At 65.4% G+C, this 17,288-nt stretch carries 18 protein-coding genes; 10 read left to right on the forward strand and 8 right to left on the reverse strand.

The genetic code is table 11. The features are described from left to right. The first annotated feature begins 16 nt into the window (after positions 1-16). Positions 17-625, forward strand: a complete 609-nt coding sequence (locus ACHMWQ_RS23230; RefSeq protein ID WP_396309285.1) for a DUF1036 domain-containing protein — start codon at positions 17-19, stop codon at positions 623-625. Beyond that, complete coding sequence (gene pyk / locus ACHMWQ_RS23235) at positions 622-2,061, forward strand: pyruvate kinase (protein ID WP_396309286.1); 1,440 nt, start codon at positions 622-624, stop codon at positions 2,059-2,061. The genes ACHMWQ_RS23230 and pyk overlap by 4 nt, the downstream gene beginning before the upstream one ends. 185 nt (positions 2,062-2,246) lie before the next feature. Here pyk and ACHMWQ_RS23240 read toward each other — a convergent pair whose 3' ends face one another. Next, positions 2,247-2,837, reverse strand: a complete 591-nt coding sequence (locus ACHMWQ_RS23240; protein ID WP_396309287.1) for a hypothetical protein — start codon at positions 2,835-2,837, stop codon at positions 2,247-2,249. Between the two features lie 73 nt (positions 2,838-2,910). Beyond that, a complete protein-coding gene (ykgO, locus tag ACHMWQ_RS23245; protein ID WP_018181353.1) occupies positions 2,911-3,036 on the reverse strand; it encodes a type B 50S ribosomal protein L36 in 126 nt (41 codons plus the stop codon). Between the two features lie 285 nt (positions 3,037-3,321). Here ykgO and ACHMWQ_RS23250 point away from each other — a divergent pair, with 285 nt between their 5' ends. Next, positions 3,322-3,453: a hypothetical protein gene (locus tag ACHMWQ_RS23250; protein WP_396309288.1), complete on the forward strand. Its 132-nt coding sequence runs from the start codon at positions 3,322-3,324 to the stop codon at positions 3,451-3,453. Positions 3,454-3,590: 137 nt separating this feature from the next. On the opposite strand, the gene ACHMWQ_RS23255 is transcribed toward ACHMWQ_RS23250, so the two are convergent. Further along, on the reverse strand, positions 3,591-4,046 hold the full coding sequence (locus ACHMWQ_RS23255; protein ID WP_396309289.1) for an Lrp/AsnC family transcriptional regulator: 456 nt from the start codon (positions 4,044-4,046) through the stop codon (positions 3,591-3,593). Between the two features lie 127 nt (positions 4,047-4,173). Between ACHMWQ_RS23255 and alr the strand changes: the two genes are divergently transcribed. Further along, entirely contained in the window at positions 4,174-5,340 is a 1,167-nt protein-coding gene (alr, locus tag ACHMWQ_RS23260; protein ID WP_396309290.1) for an alanine racemase, read from the forward strand. Then, the gene (locus tag ACHMWQ_RS23265) at positions 5,337-6,605 is read left to right on the forward strand and encodes a D-amino acid dehydrogenase (RefSeq protein ID WP_396309291.1); all 1,269 of its coding nucleotides are present in this window, start codon (positions 5,337-5,339) and stop codon (positions 6,603-6,605) included. The genes alr and ACHMWQ_RS23265 overlap by 4 nt, the downstream gene beginning before the upstream one ends. Positions 6,606-6,620: 15 nt before the next feature. Here ACHMWQ_RS23265 and ACHMWQ_RS23270 read toward each other — a convergent pair whose 3' ends face one another. Genes ACHMWQ_RS23270 through ACHMWQ_RS23285 form a run of 4 tightly spaced genes read right to left on the reverse strand, consistent with a single transcriptional unit; the run spans position 6,621 to position 11,131 of the window. Further along, positions 6,621-7,595 carry an ABC transporter permease gene (locus tag ACHMWQ_RS23270; protein WP_354551343.1) on the reverse strand — a complete coding sequence of 325 codons (975 nt, stop codon included), beginning with the start codon at positions 7,593-7,595 and terminating at the stop codon, positions 6,621-6,623. Then, positions 7,592-8,563 carry an ABC transporter permease gene (locus tag ACHMWQ_RS23275; RefSeq protein ID WP_396309292.1) on the reverse strand — a complete coding sequence of 324 codons (972 nt, stop codon included), beginning with the start codon at positions 8,561-8,563 and terminating at the stop codon, positions 7,592-7,594. Before ACHMWQ_RS23275 ends, ACHMWQ_RS23270 begins: the two co-directional genes overlap by 4 nt. Continuing rightward, positions 8,560-10,068, reverse strand: coding sequence for a sugar ABC transporter ATP-binding protein (locus ACHMWQ_RS23280; protein WP_396309293.1), 1,509 nt, complete (start codon positions 10,066-10,068; stop codon positions 8,560-8,562). The genes ACHMWQ_RS23275 and ACHMWQ_RS23280 overlap by 4 nt, the downstream gene beginning before the upstream one ends. 10 nt (positions 10,069-10,078) lie before the next feature. Further along, positions 10,079-11,131 (reverse strand): substrate-binding domain-containing protein, encoded by a 1,053-nt coding sequence (locus ACHMWQ_RS23285; protein ID WP_396309294.1) that lies wholly within the window; start codon positions 11,129-11,131, stop codon positions 10,079-10,081. A 237-nt stretch (positions 11,132-11,368) separates the two neighbouring features. On the opposite strand from ACHMWQ_RS23285, the gene ACHMWQ_RS23290 reads away from it, so the two are divergent. From ACHMWQ_RS23290 to ACHMWQ_RS23310, 5 genes are all read left to right on the forward strand, one after another. Continuing rightward, positions 11,369-12,169 carry an IclR family transcriptional regulator gene (locus ACHMWQ_RS23290; RefSeq protein ID WP_396309295.1) on the forward strand — a complete coding sequence of 267 codons (801 nt, stop codon included), beginning with the start codon at positions 11,369-11,371 and terminating at the stop codon, positions 12,167-12,169. 163 nt (positions 12,170-12,332) lie between these two features. Then, positions 12,333-13,370, forward strand: a complete 1,038-nt coding sequence (locus ACHMWQ_RS23295) for a LacI family DNA-binding transcriptional regulator (protein WP_396309296.1) — start codon at positions 12,333-12,335, stop codon at positions 13,368-13,370. Between the two features lie 26 nt (positions 13,371-13,396). Continuing rightward, a complete protein-coding gene (locus tag ACHMWQ_RS23300) occupies positions 13,397-14,290 on the forward strand; it encodes a sugar phosphate isomerase/epimerase family protein (protein WP_396309297.1) in 894 nt (297 codons plus the stop codon). 603 nt (positions 14,291-14,893) lie between these two features. Then, positions 14,894-15,901 (forward strand): UDP-glucose 4-epimerase GalE, encoded by a 1,008-nt coding sequence (galE, locus tag ACHMWQ_RS23305; RefSeq protein WP_396309298.1) that lies wholly within the window; start codon positions 14,894-14,896, stop codon positions 15,899-15,901. A gap of 91 nt (positions 15,902-15,992) precedes the next feature. Further along, positions 15,993-16,709 (forward strand): sugar transferase, encoded by a 717-nt coding sequence (locus tag ACHMWQ_RS23310; protein ID WP_396309299.1) that lies wholly within the window; start codon positions 15,993-15,995, stop codon positions 16,707-16,709. Positions 16,710-16,764: 55 nt separating this feature from the next. On the opposite strand, the gene sugE is transcribed toward ACHMWQ_RS23310, so the two are convergent. Next, positions 16,765-17,082 carry a quaternary ammonium compound efflux SMR transporter SugE gene (gene sugE / locus ACHMWQ_RS23315; RefSeq protein WP_396309300.1) on the reverse strand — a complete coding sequence of 106 codons (318 nt, stop codon included), beginning with the start codon at positions 17,080-17,082 and terminating at the stop codon, positions 16,765-16,767. Positions 17,083-17,288 lie beyond the last annotated feature (206 nt).

The raw sequence follows: 17,288 nt of genomic DNA on the forward strand, positions 1-17,288 counted from the left end.
TTTGATTATCAGAGAAATGCGATTCATCGGACTGAAATCGGCGGCAAGCCCGCATCGGACGCGGCTTCTGGAGCCCGTCGCTTCGCCTATCCCAAGGTTGACAGCTGGAAAGCAGCAGCGCCATAAAGCAGCCTCCTGCCTCAACTGGTTCGCGACCTCATCGATGCGATCATACGAGCTTCGACATTGGCCGCGCTCGGCCCTTCTCGCCTTACTTGTCGCTTTGGGAGCGTTGTTCCTGCAATCGGCGCCGGCGTCTGCCGATCTGCGCCTCTGCAACAAGACGCCCAGTCGTGTCGGCGTCGCCATCGGCTATAAGGACAAGAAAATCTGGACGACCGAAGGCTGGTGGAACGTCCCCGTCAATAGCTGCGAGACGCTCGTCAGCGGCACGCTCGTGTCACGCTACTATTACGTCTATGCGGTCGACTACGACCACGGCGGCGAGTGGAGCGGCAAATACGTGATGTGCACGAAAGACAAAATGTTTACCATCGAAGGCACCGAAGATTGCGTGCCGCGTGGATTTAACCGTTCCGGCTTCTTCGAAGTCGATACCGGCGAACAAACCAGCTGGACGATCCAGCTCAACGAACCTGCACAGCAAGGAGCGCAACGCAAATGAGACGGTCGCGTAAGGTCAAGATTCTCGCGACCCTGGGTCCGGCTTCTTCCGACAAGAAGATGATCGAGGCCCTGTTCCGGGCCGGCGCCGACGTGTTCCGCATCAACATGAGCCACACGACGCATGAGAAGCTGAACGATCTCGTTCGCATCATCCGCGCCGTCGAAGCCGATGTCGGCCGCCCGATCGGCATACTCGCCGACCTCCAGGGTCCGAAGCTGCGCCTTGGCGCCTTTGCGGACAAGTCGATCGACATCTCGGTCGGCCAGAATTTCACGCTCGACAGCGATCCGACCCCCGGCACGCAGGGTCGCGTCTTCCTGCCCCATCCCGAAATCCTCGAAGTGCTCGAACCCGGCCACCGTCTGCTGATCGACGACGGCAAGGTTCGCCTTCGCGTGATCTCGACCAATGGCAAGAGCGCGCTCACGACCGTCGAAGTCGGCACCAAGCTCTCCGACCGCAAGGGCGTCAGCGTCCCGGATTCGACGATCAAGACGGGCGCGCTGACCGAGAAGGACCGCGCCGATCTCGACGCCGCCCTCCAGGCCAATGTCGACTGGATCGCGCTTTCCTTCGTGCAGCGTCCCGACGACGTCGCCGAAGTGCGCAAGATCGCCGCAGGCCGCGCCGGCATCATGTCGAAGATCGAGAAGCCGCAGGCCGTGCAGCGTCTGGCCGAGATCATCGAGATCTCCGATGCGCTGATGGTCGCGCGTGGCGATCTCGGCGTCGAGATGCCGCTGGAACAGGTTCCGGGCATCCAGAAGCAGATCACCCGGGCCTGCCGCCGCGCCGGCAAGCCGGTGGTCGTCGCCACGCAGATGCTGGAATCGATGATCACGGCGCCGGTTCCGACCCGCGCCGAGGTCTCCGACGTCGCCACGGCCGTCTATGAAGGCGCCGACGCCGTCATGCTGTCCGCGGAATCCGCCGCCGGCGCCTTCCCGATCGAAGCCGTCGAGACGATGGACCGGATCGCCACCCAGGTGGAGCTCGATTCGAACCACAAGAACATCATGCACGCCCAGCGCACCGAGCCGGAAGCAACCGGCGCAGACGCGATCTCGGCCGCTGCGCGCCAGATCGCCGAGACGCTGAACCTCGCCGCGATCTGCTGCTACACCGCCTCGGGCTCGACCGGCCTGCGCGCCGCCCGCGAGCGTCCGCAGACCCCGATCATCGCCCTGTCGCCAATCGTCTCGACGGCCCGGCGCCTGTCGGTCGTGTGGGGCCTGCACTGCGTCGTCAGCGACGATGCCTACAATCTCGACGACATGGTGAACCGCGCCTGCTTCATCGCCAACCGCGAGGAATTCGCGAAGCCCGGCGACCGGATCATCATCACGGCCGGCGTGCCGCTCCGCACGCCGGGCGCCACCAACATGCTGCGCATCGCCTATGTCGGCACCGGCGCGGAAGAGGGTCGCCGCTAGGCGGCGCTCCGGGCTGCCTAGGGACGGCCCGATACCGGTTCCGCCGCTTGTGGGACCTGCCCTTCCCTATCCGGCTTCGCCGCAGAGATAAAAAAGCCGGCCTCCTCGCGGAGGCCGGCTTTTTCTATGGGCGAAAGCTTAGGCGAGCCGGGACTGTCGAAATCGTTCGGAGAGAGCGCCGGCCGCTAGATTTCTCGCCCGTCGATTTCGGGCTCGAGCTTCTTGATGGCGTCGCGGACCTGGTCGTCGAGATAGGGATCGATGGCGATCGCCTTCTGAAGGGCGATCAGCGCTTCCTTCTTGCGGTCGATCTCGTTCAGGATCATGCCCAAGCCCGCCAGAGCGCCGAAATGGCGGGGCTCCAGCGCCAGCACCTTTTCCAGGTCCGAGAGCGCCTTGCCATATTCATCCTGCAGGAAGAACAGCGTCGCGCGCCGGTTCCAGCCCTCGATATAATCGGGCCGCAGCGTGGTAACGGCATCCAGATAATCGAAGGCGCGGGGGAAGTTCTTGGCCGAGATCGCCTCGGTCGCCCACAGCATCAGCAGGTCGACCGTATCGCTGCCGGAATTGCGCCAACGGCGCTGCAGTTCCGCCTCGACGGCAGCACCGGCCGCCTCGTCGCCCGGCTTGGCAAGCGAGGTGAAAAGCTGGTCGATGCTCTGGCTCGCCAGACGGTCGCTCTTGTCTGCCGAATCGGCAGCACCAGGCGGTGCGGCAAGAGCCACCGACGAAAGAGCGGTCAACGCGACGATAGAAATGACAAATGCCCGCATGATGGCAATTTAAGCCGTCATGCGGGCATCGTCAAAATCTAATCCAGATGGCACGCCGTGGCGCGCCCGCTCCTTAGCCCTGACGGGCCTTGTAGCGCGGATTGACCTTATTGATGATGAATACACGGCCCTTCCGGCGCACGAGCCGGTTGGCGCGGTGACGCCCGAGAAGGGACTTGAGCGAGTTCTTGATCTTCATGGCGCGACGCTCGCGAAAGGGTTCTGGGAACGACACGAGCGCCGGGGCGCCCGCTCGAAAATTCGGCCGGACCATAGGCAGCGCGGCTATGGCTTGTCAACACGAACGGGCCAGAATCCGGTGATTCCGAGCTGCGACGTAACGTTATGCGGCAAAGTTCGGAACGATTGCCCCGCTGGACAGTTTCTTACGCGGACGGGGTTAAGCGGAGTGAGTGAGATGCCTAATAAAGATCAACGCACCGGATCTGGCAATTTTGCAAACGACCCGAAACGAGCCTCCGAGATGGGCAAGAAGGGCGCAGAGCAGTCCGGACAGCGCCAGCAGGGCCAGACCTCTGAGAAGGGCCCGCAGCAGGGTTCGCATGGATCCCAGAACAAGGATCACGATCCGTCGCACAAGGGCGGCCAGCGCTGACGGCGCCCACGGATCGACCCCCTCTCAATCGATCCTCCCGATCGACCCGCCCCTCACAGGGCGGGTCTTTTTTTTTGCAAGAAGACTCACCGAGCTGCGTGCCCGGGGTCCATCGAGAATCGGCACACGCTCCTTAGTCACGCGGGCCGGCGCGACGACAGCACGTTGCGGATCGCGAAGCTCGAGTGGATGCGGGCGACCCCCGGCAGAGCGGACAGGATCTCCTTGTGCACCCGCTCGAAATTGGCGGCGCCGTCCACCTCGACCCGCAGGAAATAGTCGGAGCCGCCGGTCATCAGGAAGCACTCGCGGATCTCGGGATATTTCCGCACCGCCGCCTCGAAGCGGTTCAGATATTCCTCCGTCTGCCGGTCGAGCGTGATCTGCACGATGACGGCGATCCCCTCCTCCGCCCCGGTCCCGACCAGCGCCGTATAGCCCCGGATGATTCCGGTCTGCTCCAATAGGTTGACCCGCCGCAGGCAGGCGGAAGGCGACAGCCCGACGGCTTCCGCGAGCTTGGCGTTGCTGATCCGGGCATTGAGGCGCAGCAGCCGGATGATGTTGCGGTCGATGGCGTCGAGACCCGACATGCAGTTTCTTTCAATCCGTCGCAGAAACGATCTTTAAAGCCTCTTCTATCGCACAAAGGCGCACTCTTCGATCGGAAGTTCGCAGGATGAAGCAATATGCTGGTCTGAGGCGAAGGGGTGGGCATCGATGAACGAGACCGTGAGGCTTAAAATGGCGAGCGGCGTGGATGAGACGGCCGCCTGCGGGCGGCTGACCATCGACCTCGCCGCGCTGGTCGAAAACTATCGCAGGCTCTGCCGGACGGCGGCGCCGACGCCGGTCGCGGCCGTGGTAAAGGCCGACGCCTACGGCCTCGGCGCGGCGGAGGTCGTGCCGGTGCTGCATTCGGCAGGGTGCCGCGACTTCTTCGTGGCCCATTTCATCGAGGCGGTGCGGCTGAAGCCTTTCCTGCCCGCCGACGCCAGGCTTTACGTCCTGAACGGGCTGATGCCGGGAAGCGAGACAGCCTGCGCCGATCTCGGTGCTATCCCCGTCCTGAATGCGCTGGATCAGGCAAAGGCCTGGTCGGCGCTGGCCTTGGCACGCGGCATCGAACTGCAGGCGGCGCTGCAGGTCGATACGGGCATGGCCCGGCTGGGCCTCTCCCTGCCGGAACTGCAAGCGCTGGCGGCTGACCCGGCCGGGCTGGCGGGCCTCCACCTGACCCTGATCATGAGCCATCTCGCCTGCGCCGATCAGCCCGACCACACCGCGAGCCCGAGCCAGCTTGCCGCGATGCGAACCGCCAGCGCTCTCTTCCCCGGCATTCCCGTCTCCTTCGCCAATTCCGGCGGGGTGTTTCTGGGCCCGGATTATCGCGGCGATCTCGCCCGTCCGGGCGTAGCGCTTTATGGTGCCGCCCCGACCGTGGCCGAGGAAAACCCGATGCACCCGGTCGTCCGGCTCGACGTGCGCGTCATCCAGACCCGCACCGTCCCGGCCGGCACGGCGGTGGGCTATGGCGGCGCCTATGTCACCCCGCGCGAAACCCGCATCGCCACGCTCGCCGCCGGCTATGCCGACGGCCTGCCGCGCTCGCTTAGCAATCGCGGTGCTGCGTGGTTCGAGGGAAAACGGCTGCCAATTGTCGGTCGGGTCTCGATGGACAGCCTCATGGTCGATGTCACGGCGCTTGCCGAAGACGCCCTCGCGCCCGGCACGCTGGTCGAGATGATCGGACCCAACCAGACGCTGGAAGCGGTCGCGGCCGACGCCGACACCATTTCCTACGAGATCCTGACCCGTCTCGGTCAGCGCTACCATCGGCACTACGCATATCCGTCAAGCCGCGAAGGCGGACAGGGGCAGTCATGAAGATCACCATTCTCGGGGCCGGCGTCATCGGTGTGACCTCCGCCTATTATCTGGCCAAGGCGGGGCACGAGGTGACGGTCATCGACCGCCAGCCGGGCCCGGCGCTGGAGACCAGCTTCGCCAATGCCGGCGAGATCTCGCCCGGCTATTCCTCGCCCTGGGCCGCCCCCGGCATCCCGCAGAAGGCGATGAAGTGGGTGTTCATGAAATATGCCCCCTTGATCATCCAGCCGATGCTGGATGCCGACACCTGGCGCTGGGTGATCGCGATGCTCGGCAACTGCACCTCGGCCCGCTACGCCGTCAACAAGAGCCGCATGGTCCGGCTGGCGGAATATTCCCGCGATTGCCTGATCGCACTGCGCGAGGAAACCGGCATCGAATATGACGGCCGCGCGAAGGGCACGCTGCAATTGTTCCGGACGCAGAAGCAGCTCGACGGCATCGGCAAGGACATCGCCGTGCTGAAGAGCGACGGCGTGCCGTTCTCGGTGCTCGACCCGGCCGGCTGCATCGCGGCGGAGCCCGGCCTCGCCCATGTGCGCGAGAAGATTGTCGGCGGGCTGCAGCTTCCCCATGACGAGACGGGCGACTGCTTCAAGTTCACGAACGAACTGGCCAAGCGCGCGGAGGCCCTGGGCGTCACCTTCCAGTATGGCGTCGACATCCTCGGCATCCGCACCGAGGGCAAGCGCATCGTCGCGGTAAAGACGACACGCGGCGAAATCACCGCCGATCGCTTCGTCGCCGCCATGGGCAGCTTCACGCCGCAGCTGCTAAAGCCGCTCGGGCTGCGCGTGCCGGTCTATCCGGTCAAGGGCTACTCGATCACCGTTTCGATCGTTGACGAGAGCCGCGCCCCTGTCTCGACCGTCATGGACGAAACCTACAAGATCGCGATCACCCGCCTCGGCGACCGGATCCGGGTCGGCGGCATGGCGGAGATTGCCGGCTTCAACCGCGACCTGCCGCCATCCCGCAAGGCGACGCTGGTGTATTCGGTGGAAGATCTGTTCGGGGGCGCCGGCGACCAGTCGCAGGCCAGCTACTGGACCGGCCTGCGCCCGATGACCCCGGACGGCACGCCGGTGATCGGCGCGACGGAATACAGCAATCTCTATCTCAACACCGGCCACGGCACGCTGGGCTGGACCATGGCCTGCGGGTCGGGGAAGTTGCTCGCCGACCTGATCGACGGCAAGAAGCCGGATATCCAGTCCGACGATCTCAGCCTGGCGCGCTATGGCAGCCGGATGGCGGCCTGAAGCGAGGCGGCGCGCCTAGCGTCGCGCCGCCTCCCGGCCCGAGAGCAGCAGCAGGGCGAGGATCAGCGTGCCGAACAGGATGCTGCGCCAGCCCGGCGAGGCGTTGACGACGGTGATCAGCGCCGTGATCGTCACCAGCAGGATGGCGCCAGGGATCGAGCCGGCATAGGTGCCGAGGCCGCCCAGGATCGAGGTTCCGCCCAGGACCACGGCCGCGATCGAGGCGAGGAGGTAGGGATCGCCGATGCCGACATAGCCCTGCCCGTTCATGCCGAGCACGATGATCCCGGCAAGCCCCGACATGAAGCCGCTGATGCCGTAGACGGCCATGGTCGTGCTGGCGATCGGCACGCCGGAGAGCTTGGCCGCCAGCGGCCCGGCGCCCATGGCGAACAGCCGCGCGCCGAACGGCGTCGCGTGCATGACGACCAGAACGACGACCGAGATGACCACCCAGACGAGGATGCCGGCCGGAATGCCTAGAGGCCGCGCATTGCCGACCCAGCTGACCAGCGGGTTGGCCGCGGTGACGGCGCTGCCGCCGGCGATGATGATCAAGAGACCCTGCAGGAAGGTCGCCATCGCCAGCGTCATGATCATCGGATGCACGCGCAGCAGTGCGACCCCGAGGCCGTTGACGAGGCCGATCGCCGTGGTCATGGCGAGCACGGCGAGGATCGGCGTCAGGCCGGTCGGGTCGGCGTCGATGGCGAAGAGCGGCAGTCCGACGGCGGCGACCGTGACGATCGCCGCGACCGAGAGATCGATGCCGCCGGCGATGACGACGAAGGTCTGGCCGGCCGCGACGATGCCGATGACGGCGGCGAGCTCGACCAGATAGCGCAGATGGCCATAGGCGCCGAAGCCGCGCGAGACGAAGCTGGCGACGATCCAGACCAGCGCCACGATGGCGAAGGTCAGGAACGGCCGGCTGGTGACGACCGCGAGGATGCGGGATCGGGACAGAAATCCGGCGTCGCGAATGCTCATCGGGCCCTCATGCGGAATTGCGGAATGGCGACGGCGCCAATGATGATCAGGCCCTGCGCCACATATTGCGCCACCGGCGTGAAGCCCAGGAAGAACATCACCGAGATCATCAGGCTGAGCAGCAGGCTGCCGGCGAGCGCGCCGCGCATGGTGCCCTGGCCTCCCAGGAAGCCTATGCCGCCGAGAACGGCGGCGGCGATCGAGTTGAGCGTGAAGGAATTGCCGATGATCGGGTCGCCGGAGCCGGTCTGCGCTGCGACGAACAGGCCGGCGCCGGTGCAGAGCAGGCCGCTGATCGCATAGGCCGCGATGCGCGCCGCATCGACCGGCACGCCGGAGCGATAGGCACCGACCGGATTTTCACCAGCCGCGTAGAGGCTGAGGCCGAGCGGCGTTGCCAGATAGAGCTTCCAGAGCAGCACGACGACGACCAGCACACCGAAGGCGGCGGGCGTGTTGCCGGCGAGCAGGTCCGACAGCCAAGGCGGGATCGCCCCGCCCGGCCGCGGCAGCACCAGCAGGGCCGCGCCAGCGATGATGAACGAGCCGGCCAGCGTGACGACAATCGCCGGCAACCGCAGCTTGACCACGATGACGCCCGTCACCGCGCCGATGCCAAGACCGACGAGGCAGACCAGCGCCGTGCCGCCGGCGACGCCGAGCGGGCCGGTCACGGTAGTGGCGGCCAGCACCGCGCCGAGACTGACCAGTGCGCCGATGGCGAGGCTGATGCCGCCGGTCAGCATCAGGATTGCCTGCGCCATGGCGACGAGGGCCAGCGGGAACCAGCTCTGGGTGAACTTGGCGAAGCCCGAACCGGTGAAGAGGCCGTGGAACAGGAAGCCATAGGCGACCATGAAGGCCAGCACGACGACGAACAGGCCGCGCACGCCGATGTTGCGCTTGACCTGGATCGCCCAATAGAGCGAGCCCGAACGGGCGTGCGGGGAGATGGATGCGTCGCTCATGCCGCCGCCCTTTCCGGCTCGGCGCCCATGGCGGCGGCGACGATCGCCTCCTCGCTCAATTCGCCGCGCTCCAGCAGCGTGACCAACCGCCCCTCGCGCACGACCGCGACGCGGTCGCAGAGATGGACGAGCTCCGGCGTGTCGGAGCTGAGCAGCACGACTGCCTTGCCGGCGGCCGCGAAAGCGCGAAGCATGGCGTAGATCTCCCGCTTGGTCTCGACATCGACGCCGCGCGTCGGATCGTTCAGAAGCAGTACGGCGGGATCGAGCGGCATCCATTTCGCCAGCGCGACCTTCTGCTGGTTGCCGCCGGAAAGCGCCTGCGCGGCGCGACCGAGATCGCCCTTGATGGCGAATTGCAGCGCGAGCCCCATCGCCGTCTCGCGCTCGCGGGCGCGGCTGCGCAGTTTCAGCGCTGGCATGCGGGCGAATGCGGGCAGCATCAGATTGGTCACGATCGGATGGATCAGGTGCAGGCCTTCGCGCTTGCGGTCGGCCGGCACATAGGCCAGCCCGCGCGTATTGGATTGGGGAACGTTGGCCGGAAGTCCCGACGCGTCGTTGATGACGGCCGAGGCCGCCTTGGCGGGAATGGCGCCATAGAGGCCGAGGAGCAGGTCTTCCTGTCCCTGCCCGACCAGGCCGCCAATGCCGACGACCTCGCCGGCGCGGACTTCGAGATCGACATCGCGCATGAGCCCGGCTGCAAACCGGTTGACGGAAACCGCCACGCGCTCGGTCCGCGTGCTATCCCAGCGCGGAAACAGATCGCCGGGATCGCGTCCGACCATCAGCCGCACCAGCCCGGCGGCATTGACGCCCTCCAGCGGGCGGTCCGCGGTGCAGGTGCCGTCCTTCAGCACGGTGACGTGCTGGCAAAGCTGCATCACCTCGTCCAGGCGGTGCGAGATATAGAGAATGGCGATGCCCTCGCCGCGCAGCTTTTCCAGGAGCGTGGTGAGGATGCGCGTTTCGGTGGCGGAGAGCGACGAGGTTGGCTCGTCGAGGATCAGCACGCGCGGCTTGCGATAAAGCGCCTTGGCGATCTCGACCATCTGGCGGCGGCCAAGCGACAATTCCCCGACCGGCGTCGAAAGCGGTTCGTTCAGGCCGACAAGGTCGCAGGCCGCCTTGGCCCTGGCCGCCAGCGCCGGATAATCGACCAGCCCGAAGCGGCGCGGATAGGCGCCGAGGCCGATATTTTCCGCGATCGACAGCGAGTTGGTGAGGCTCAGTTCCTGTTGCACCACCGCGATTCCGGCGCGGCGCGCCTCCGGCGGGCTGTGGCGCGAGACGGCCTTGCCGTCGATCTCGATAGTCCCGCTGTCCGGACGCAGAGCGCCGGACAGCAGGTTGATCAGCGTGGACTTGCCCGCGCCATTCTCGCCGAGCAACGCATGGATGCGGCCCGGCTCAAGGGAGATGGACACCGAGCGCAGGACCGGGTTGCCGAAGAACGCCTTCGACACCCCGCGCGCGGCGAGGATGGGCACGGACGATGCCACGGCTCGAGCCTTACTTCTGGGCCAGAAGCTTGGCGAACAGCTCGCGGTCATACGGCGAATAGATATAGCCGTCGGCCGGGAAGTCCTTGGCGCGGGCCAGGTATTCGTCGATGTTGGAATTGTCGATGATCGGCAGCGGCACCTTGACGAAGGCCGGCACGTCCTTGCCTTCCAGCGCCTGCACGGCGGTGTAGGCCGCAAAGGCGCCCAGCCAGTTCGGCTGCATCGTCGCCCAGCTCTTCAGGCCCTTTTCCTTCCAGAGTTCCAGGAACTGGCGGGCATTCTCGCCGGTGATCGGCACCTGCTCGCGGCCCTGCTTGTCGAGGGCCAGCACGGCGCCGGCCGAAAGTGCCCCGCCGAAGGAAAGGATGCCGTCGATTTCCGGATTGGCAAACAGCAGGCTGGTCACCGCCTCCTGCGCCGGGGCAACGTTGTAGGCGGTATTGGTCTCGGCCAGGATCTGGATGTCCGGATTGGCCTTGAGCAGGTCATTGCCACCGGCGCGGCGATCGTCGCTGACCGAGACGCCGGCCGGGCCGTTCAGGATGATGATCTTGCCCTTGCCGCCCAGCGCATCGATCATGAACTTGGTGGCCTGCTCGCCCCACTGGTGCGAGTCCGTATTGACCTTGGCGGTCACGTCATTGGTGTCGACCAGGCTGTCGAAATTGATGATGGCGATGCCCTTGGCGCAGGCATCGGCCAGCACGCGGGCGGGCGCTGTCGACGAGCCGGCGATCAGGATGATGGCATCGACATTGGCGTCGATCATCGACTGGATCTGCTGGATCTGGACATTGGAGTCGCCCTGCGCGTCGGTCACGACGAGCTTGTCGACCAGCCCTTCCTTCTTCAGCTGCTCGACTTCCGCTTCGATCGTGCCCTGGGTCTGCTTCATCCAGGTCGGCACGGAGTAGATGTTGGCCCAGCCGAGCGTATAGGGCGCCTTGCGGTCACCCTTGATGCAGTTGGCGGCGGCGTCGGCATGCGAGGCGCCCAGAACGTTCAGAAGGATACCGAGGCCGAGCACGCTTGCGGATGCAAAAAGCGAAGACTTCTTCATGTTGTTCCCCTGGAAGGTTGTGCCTCGACGCGCAGGGAAACGACAATGCAGGATCGCGCAGCCGCCATGACGCGGCCTGTCTGCCAATCGCCGTGAACTCTCCGCCCGGGCCCCCATTTTTGTCCGATATACTAGACAGTGCGTCTGTATATCGGACAAAAGAGAGGCTAATCTGAGCCACGATATCTTTCAAGGGCCTTCGCCCGCCCGCCATCCAAGCAACGAACCAGGCATCTCATGACGGAAACCGAGACCCTAGAAAGAAGCCGGCCCGAGACAGCAACGGCAACCGGGGGCGAGCGCAAGCGCGGCATCGACCGCGTCATCATCCTGCTGGAGGCGCTGCTGCGTCAGCGGGCGCCGATGCGCGTCGGCGACATCGCCCGGCGGATCGGCGCGCCGCGCTCGACGACCTACGAGATCGTCAATCGCCTGCTCGAAGCCGACATGCTGGAGACGGTGGGAACCGACGGGCATGTCTATTTCGGCCACGCCATGCACCTGTTCGGCTGGGCCTACAGCCATCACAACGCGCATTATCCGCGCATCATCGAGACGCTCGACCGGCTGGCCGCCGAAACCGGCGAGACGGTGCAGCTCTGCAGCCTGCGCGGCAACAAATATGTCGTGCTCGATTGCCGCGATTCCGCCGGGCCGTTCCGCATTTCCAGCCAGGTCGGCGTCGAGGTGCCGATCCCCTGGACCGCGTCGGGCCGGCTGCTTCTCAGCCACATGGACGAGGACGCCGTCCGTGCATTCATCCCGCCGGAGGATTACCGGCTGCCGGATGGACGGTGGTTGCCGCAGGAGGAGTTCCTCGCCGCCATCGCGCTGGCGCGCCAGCAGGGCTACAGCGAAAGCGCGGCTCTGGCCGACCGCTTCACCTGGTGCCTGGCGGCGCCCATCCTCGACGGACGCGGCGCCATGACCCTGACGCTCTGCTTCGTGCTGCCGATCGATACGCCGGAGGCGCGCCGCATCGAACTGCTGGCCCTGCTGCGCGAACGCGCCGCCAGCCTCGGCCTGGTCGGCGAATAGTAGCGGCTCCCCCAGGAGATCTCGTCCCTCCCATCAGCGCCATTCTGCTCTGATGGCAGAGGATGGGTGTTGCGGCGATAGCGGCGTCGGCCTAAAACGGTTTGTAAATCGTTTTTTCGGGACGAGCCGCGGGCTTCGTTCCGGCCGAGAGGTCGCCGTCCCCATGTCGGACAAGCCGATTTCCATACGCGACGTCGCCGAGCGGGCGGGCGTGTCGCCCGGCACCGTCTCGAATGTCATGAATGGCAGCAAGCCGGTCAATCCGGCGCTCGCGGAGCGGGTCCGCCAGGCGGCGCGGGAACTGGGCTACCAGGCCGACCGGGCGGCGGCGCTTCTGCGCACCGGCAAGGCTCGGATCATCGCCGTGCTGGTCCCCGATCTCGACAATCCCTTCTTCACCTCGGTGGTTTCCGCGGTCGAAACCTCGCTGCGCGACCAGGGCTACGAACTCATCGTCGCCAGTTCCAATGGCGACGAGGCGACCGAGCATTCGCGCCTCGCCGCCATGCTGGCCTGGCGCCCGGCGGGACTGGTCGTCATCCCCTGCTCCGACGACTTTTCTGCGCGCGCTCGGATCGAGCACGCCGGCGTGCCCTATGTCATCGCCGATCGCATCACCCGCGACCCCGCCGCCGACACCGTATCGGTCGACAATGAAGACGCCGGCACCACCGGCGCGCGGCATCTGCTCGAGCTCGGCCATAGCCGCATCCTGGTCGCCGCCTCCGTGCTCACACTTGGCAACATCCGCGAGCGCTGCGCCGGCATTGGCGCGACGCTGGCGCGCGCGGGCCTGCCGCCGCCCGTCACTCTCGAGGCGGGCGGCCATTTCGAACTGGCCGCCACCCGTCTCTCGCAATGGCTCGATGCCAACCGCTGGCCGACGGCCATTCTGGCGCTGACCAATTTCACCACGCTCGGCGCGCTCGCGGCACTGGCGGAACGGCAGATCGGCATTCCGCGGCCGATCTCGCTGATCGGCTTCGACGACTATGCCTGGATGCGGGCGCGCGCCACGCCGCTGACCGCGATCCGCCAGCCGGTAACGGAAATCGGCGAGGCGATCTGGGCGCGGCTCAAGGCACGGATCGATGGCGACGTTTCGCCGCCGGCGCATATCCAGCTGAAATGCAGCCTGGAGATCCGGGCGTCGACGGCCGCGCCTTCGGTAGAAGACGGAATTTCAACAGGGGCCGCTTGAGCTCCGAGATACGAGGGAGGAACACCATGAAAAACAAGCTGGGCGTCCACGCACAGGTCTGGGTCGGCGGCTGGAGCCATGAGGAAGCGGCCCGCGCGATCGCGAGCACGGCATCGCTGGGCTACGATTATATCGAAGCGCCGGCGCTCGATCCCTCGCTCATCGACATCGACTTCACCCGCAAGGAGCTGGAGAAGGCCGGGCTCGGCATCACCACCTCGCTCGGCCTCGATGACAGCTGCGATATCTCGGCCGGCGACCCGGGCAAGAAGGCGCGCGGCGAGGCGCATCTGATGCAGGTTGTGAAGACCACGCGCGACCTCGGCGGCACCCATATCACGGGCATCCTCTATTCCGGCTTCCAGAAATATTTCACCGCCGCCACCAGGGAGGGCGTCGCCGGCGCGGTCGAAGTTCTGCAGCGCGTCGCGGAAGAAGCCGCCAAGAGCAACATCACGCTCGGCCTCGAAGTGGTGAACCGCTACGAGACCAACGTCATCAACACCGCCGCCCAGGGCGTCGAGCTCTGCAAGCGCGTCGGCATGGCCAACGTCAAGGTTCACCTCGACTGCTACCACATGAACATTGAGGAAGCCGACGCCGAGCAGGCGATCATCGATACCGGCGATTATCTCGGCTATTTCCACACCGGCGAGTCGCATCGCGGCTATCTCGGCACCGGCTCGATCGACTTCGTGAAGATCTTCCGCGGGCTGGTGAAGGCCAACTATCAGGGCCCGATCTGCTTTGAATCCTTCTCCTCCGCCGTCGCCGGCGAGCCGCTGACCGGCATTCTCGGCATCTGGCGCAATCTCTGGACCGACTCCACCGATCTCTGCCGCCACGCGATGGAGTTCACCCAGGCCCAGATGCACGCCGCCAAGCAGGCCCAGGCGATCGGCGGCAGCGTCGACTGGTAATCCAAGGAAGCCGGTGCGGGACGGGCGCTCCCGCCGCACCGGCACACTCATCGCGAGACGGGCGTCTCCGCCTTCGCCCGGACGCTCGAAACCCATAAGTTACCCAGCGTAATGCAAGCTTAAATCTCTATCCCTGAAGGGATACGCGAGTCTTCACATCGCGATGGCAAGCGAACGCGGCTGATGCTCGCCCGCAATACGCTAGCCGCAGCCGATCCGGCGAGTCGAAAACCTCTTGACTCCAGTATCCGAACCACTAGCGTAGAATTATTACGGATTTTTAAATATCCGCTCGATGCCTGCGAAATGCAGACGGGTTATTGGCTGGCACGCGCCGGATTCCTAGCATTCCCAGCCCCTTGAGGGGCAGACGCCAGAGACGTAAGCGTTTCCGGCTTGCAATGCATGTGCTTTCAGGGGGCCCTCATCTTCCGAAACGGCCTTTCTGTCGTTCGATGGCCTCATGTCATCGGCCGGCGGAGGTGAGTTTATTGCAGACCATGAACTGGATCTTGCGAGAATGCCGCGGGGGTATCGCATGAAGATCTCTATCGAAGCCGGCTGCCCGGCTGGATCGTCTCATCGTGAACAAGCGGGTTCGACATGACGGCGCGGGGCGCGATCCTGGTGACGGGCGGCGCCGGCTATATCGGCAGCCACACCTGCAAGCAACTGGCCATGGCCGGCTACCTGCCCATTGCTTTCGACAATCTCGCGCGCGGCCATCGCAGCGCCGTGCGCTGGGGCCCCTTGGTCGAGGGCGACATTCGCGACGTGGCCGCTCTGGAAGGCGCCATCCGCCTCTACACGCCCGCCGCCATCTGCCACATCGCCGCCCTCGCCTATGTCGGCGAGTCCGTCGCCGATCCGGCGGCCTATTATTCCAACAACGTCCTGGGCACGCTTTCCGTCCTCGACGCCGCGCGCAGGACAGGCATTGATCGGCTGGTCTTTTCCAGCAGTTGCGCGACCTATGGCGAGCCGGACGTCCTGCCCGTGCCGGAAGGTGCCGAGCAACGGCCGATCAGCCCCTATGGACGATCGAAGCTGATGGGCGAGCAGATCATCCGGGACTATGCCCACGCCTATGACAGCCGCCACGTGATCCTGCGCTATTTCAATGCCTGCGGCTGCGACCCCGCGGGCGAGATCGGCGAGTGGCACTCGCCCGAGACGCATCTTGTACCGCGGGTATTGATGGCTGCCCATGGCATCCTGCCCTCGATCGAGATCTATGGCGACGATCACGCGACGCCGGACGGCACCTGTGTGCGCGACTATATCCATGTCACCGATCTGGCCCGGGCCCATGGCCTGGCGCTTGTACATCTGGCGCGGGGTGGCGAGAGCCTCGCGCTCAATCTCGGGACCGGGCAAGGCCTCTCCGTGCAGCAGATCCTCGATGCCGCCGCGCGCCAGACCGGCAATCCCGTGCCGAGCACCATCCAGCCCCGACGGCAAGGCGACCCACCGATCCTTTATGCCGACCCGACCCTGGCGCGCCGCACGCTCGGCTTCACGACGCAGCATTCCGACATCGACACGATCCTCGGCACGGCCTTGGCCGAACTCGCCTCGCGCCAGCCGAAATCAATCGTCCAAGCGACTTAATTCGAAGTCTCGACCCCATCCGCCGGCTTCAACGCTGTGAATACGGCACAGAAGGCGGCCCGGCCTTGAACCCAGTTTGCGTAGGTGAGCGATGGACCCGAAATTCGAAATCGCCTCGGCCAGATCCCTGGAAAATGCGATTATCCCGGCCTCCGCCCCGGAGCGACGGCGCCGAGGAGTCGACGCCCGCGAATACCGCCTCAAGCGCGGCTTTGACATAGTGCTGGCGGCAGCGATGCTTCTCTTGCTGCTGCCGGTCGCCATTCTGATCGCCGGCTTGATTGGCCTTGGCGGCAAGCCGATCTTCTTTCGCTCGCACCGCATCGGACGCGGCGGACGCCGCTTCGCCATGTACAAGTTCCGCACGATGGAGCCCGATGCCGAGCGCAGGCTGGAGACCTATCTGGCCAACAATCCCCAGGCACGGCTCGACTACGAGTCCCGCTACAAGCTGAAAGGAGACCCTCGCGTCACGCTTATGGGCCGCTTCCTGCGCCAGTTCAGCCTCGATGAACTCCCCCAGTTGATCAATGTCCTGAAGGGAGAGATGAGCCTGGTCGGCCCGCGCCCACGGCTGCTGCGCGAAATCGCCGACGCTGAGCGCTACAATACGCGCCATTTCGAGGCCTATTATCTCTGCCGCCCCGGCATGACGGGGCTGTGGCAGGTTTCCGGTCGCTCCGACACCGATTACCACACCCGCATCCGCCTCGACGCGATCTATGTCCGGCAGATGAGCCTCCTGCAGGACTTGGCCATCCTGGCCCAGACCATTCCGGTGGTCCTGCTGGGCCGCGGCGAATACTGACGAAGCCTTCGCCGCGGCGCGCCTGGCTATCCCCTGCGCAACGCCGCGCCGCGCACTAGGGCGTCGAGACCTTGAGGCCGACTAGGCCGAGGATGATGAAGGCGACGCTGGCGATGCGGAACAGGGTCGCCGCCTCGCCCAGGACGAAGACGCCGACGCAGAACGCGCCGACAGCGCCGATGCCCGTCCAGATCGCATAGGCCGTGCCCAGCGGCAGCGACTTCATCGCGACCGAGAGCAGGCCGAAGCTGATGATCATGGTGACAATGGTGATGATCGTCGGGGTGAGTTTCGTGAAGCCATCCGAGTGCTTCATCGTCGAAGCCCAGACCACCTCGAACACGCCGGCAAGCAGAAGATAAACCCAGGCCATCAGGCCCTCCTCGAAAGGGCCGGGCCGTCCCGGAAATGTTTCCCATGATGGGGAGGTCGTCCTCTGCCCGAAAGATAACTGCGCGACGACAGTGGAGCAAGAGTGCGAGCCTCGTAGCGAGGCCCAAACCGGGACGATGAATGCCTGCGTTCCGACGGCTAATCCGCATTTTGGTTCAAAATTTGAACTAATTTAGTCGACGGCCA

It is taken from the genome of Kaistia sp. UC242_56 (genome assembly GCF_044452255.1).
GTDB classification, from domain to species: Bacteria; Pseudomonadota; Alphaproteobacteria; order Rhizobiales; family Kaistiaceae; genus Kaistia; species Kaistia defluvii_A.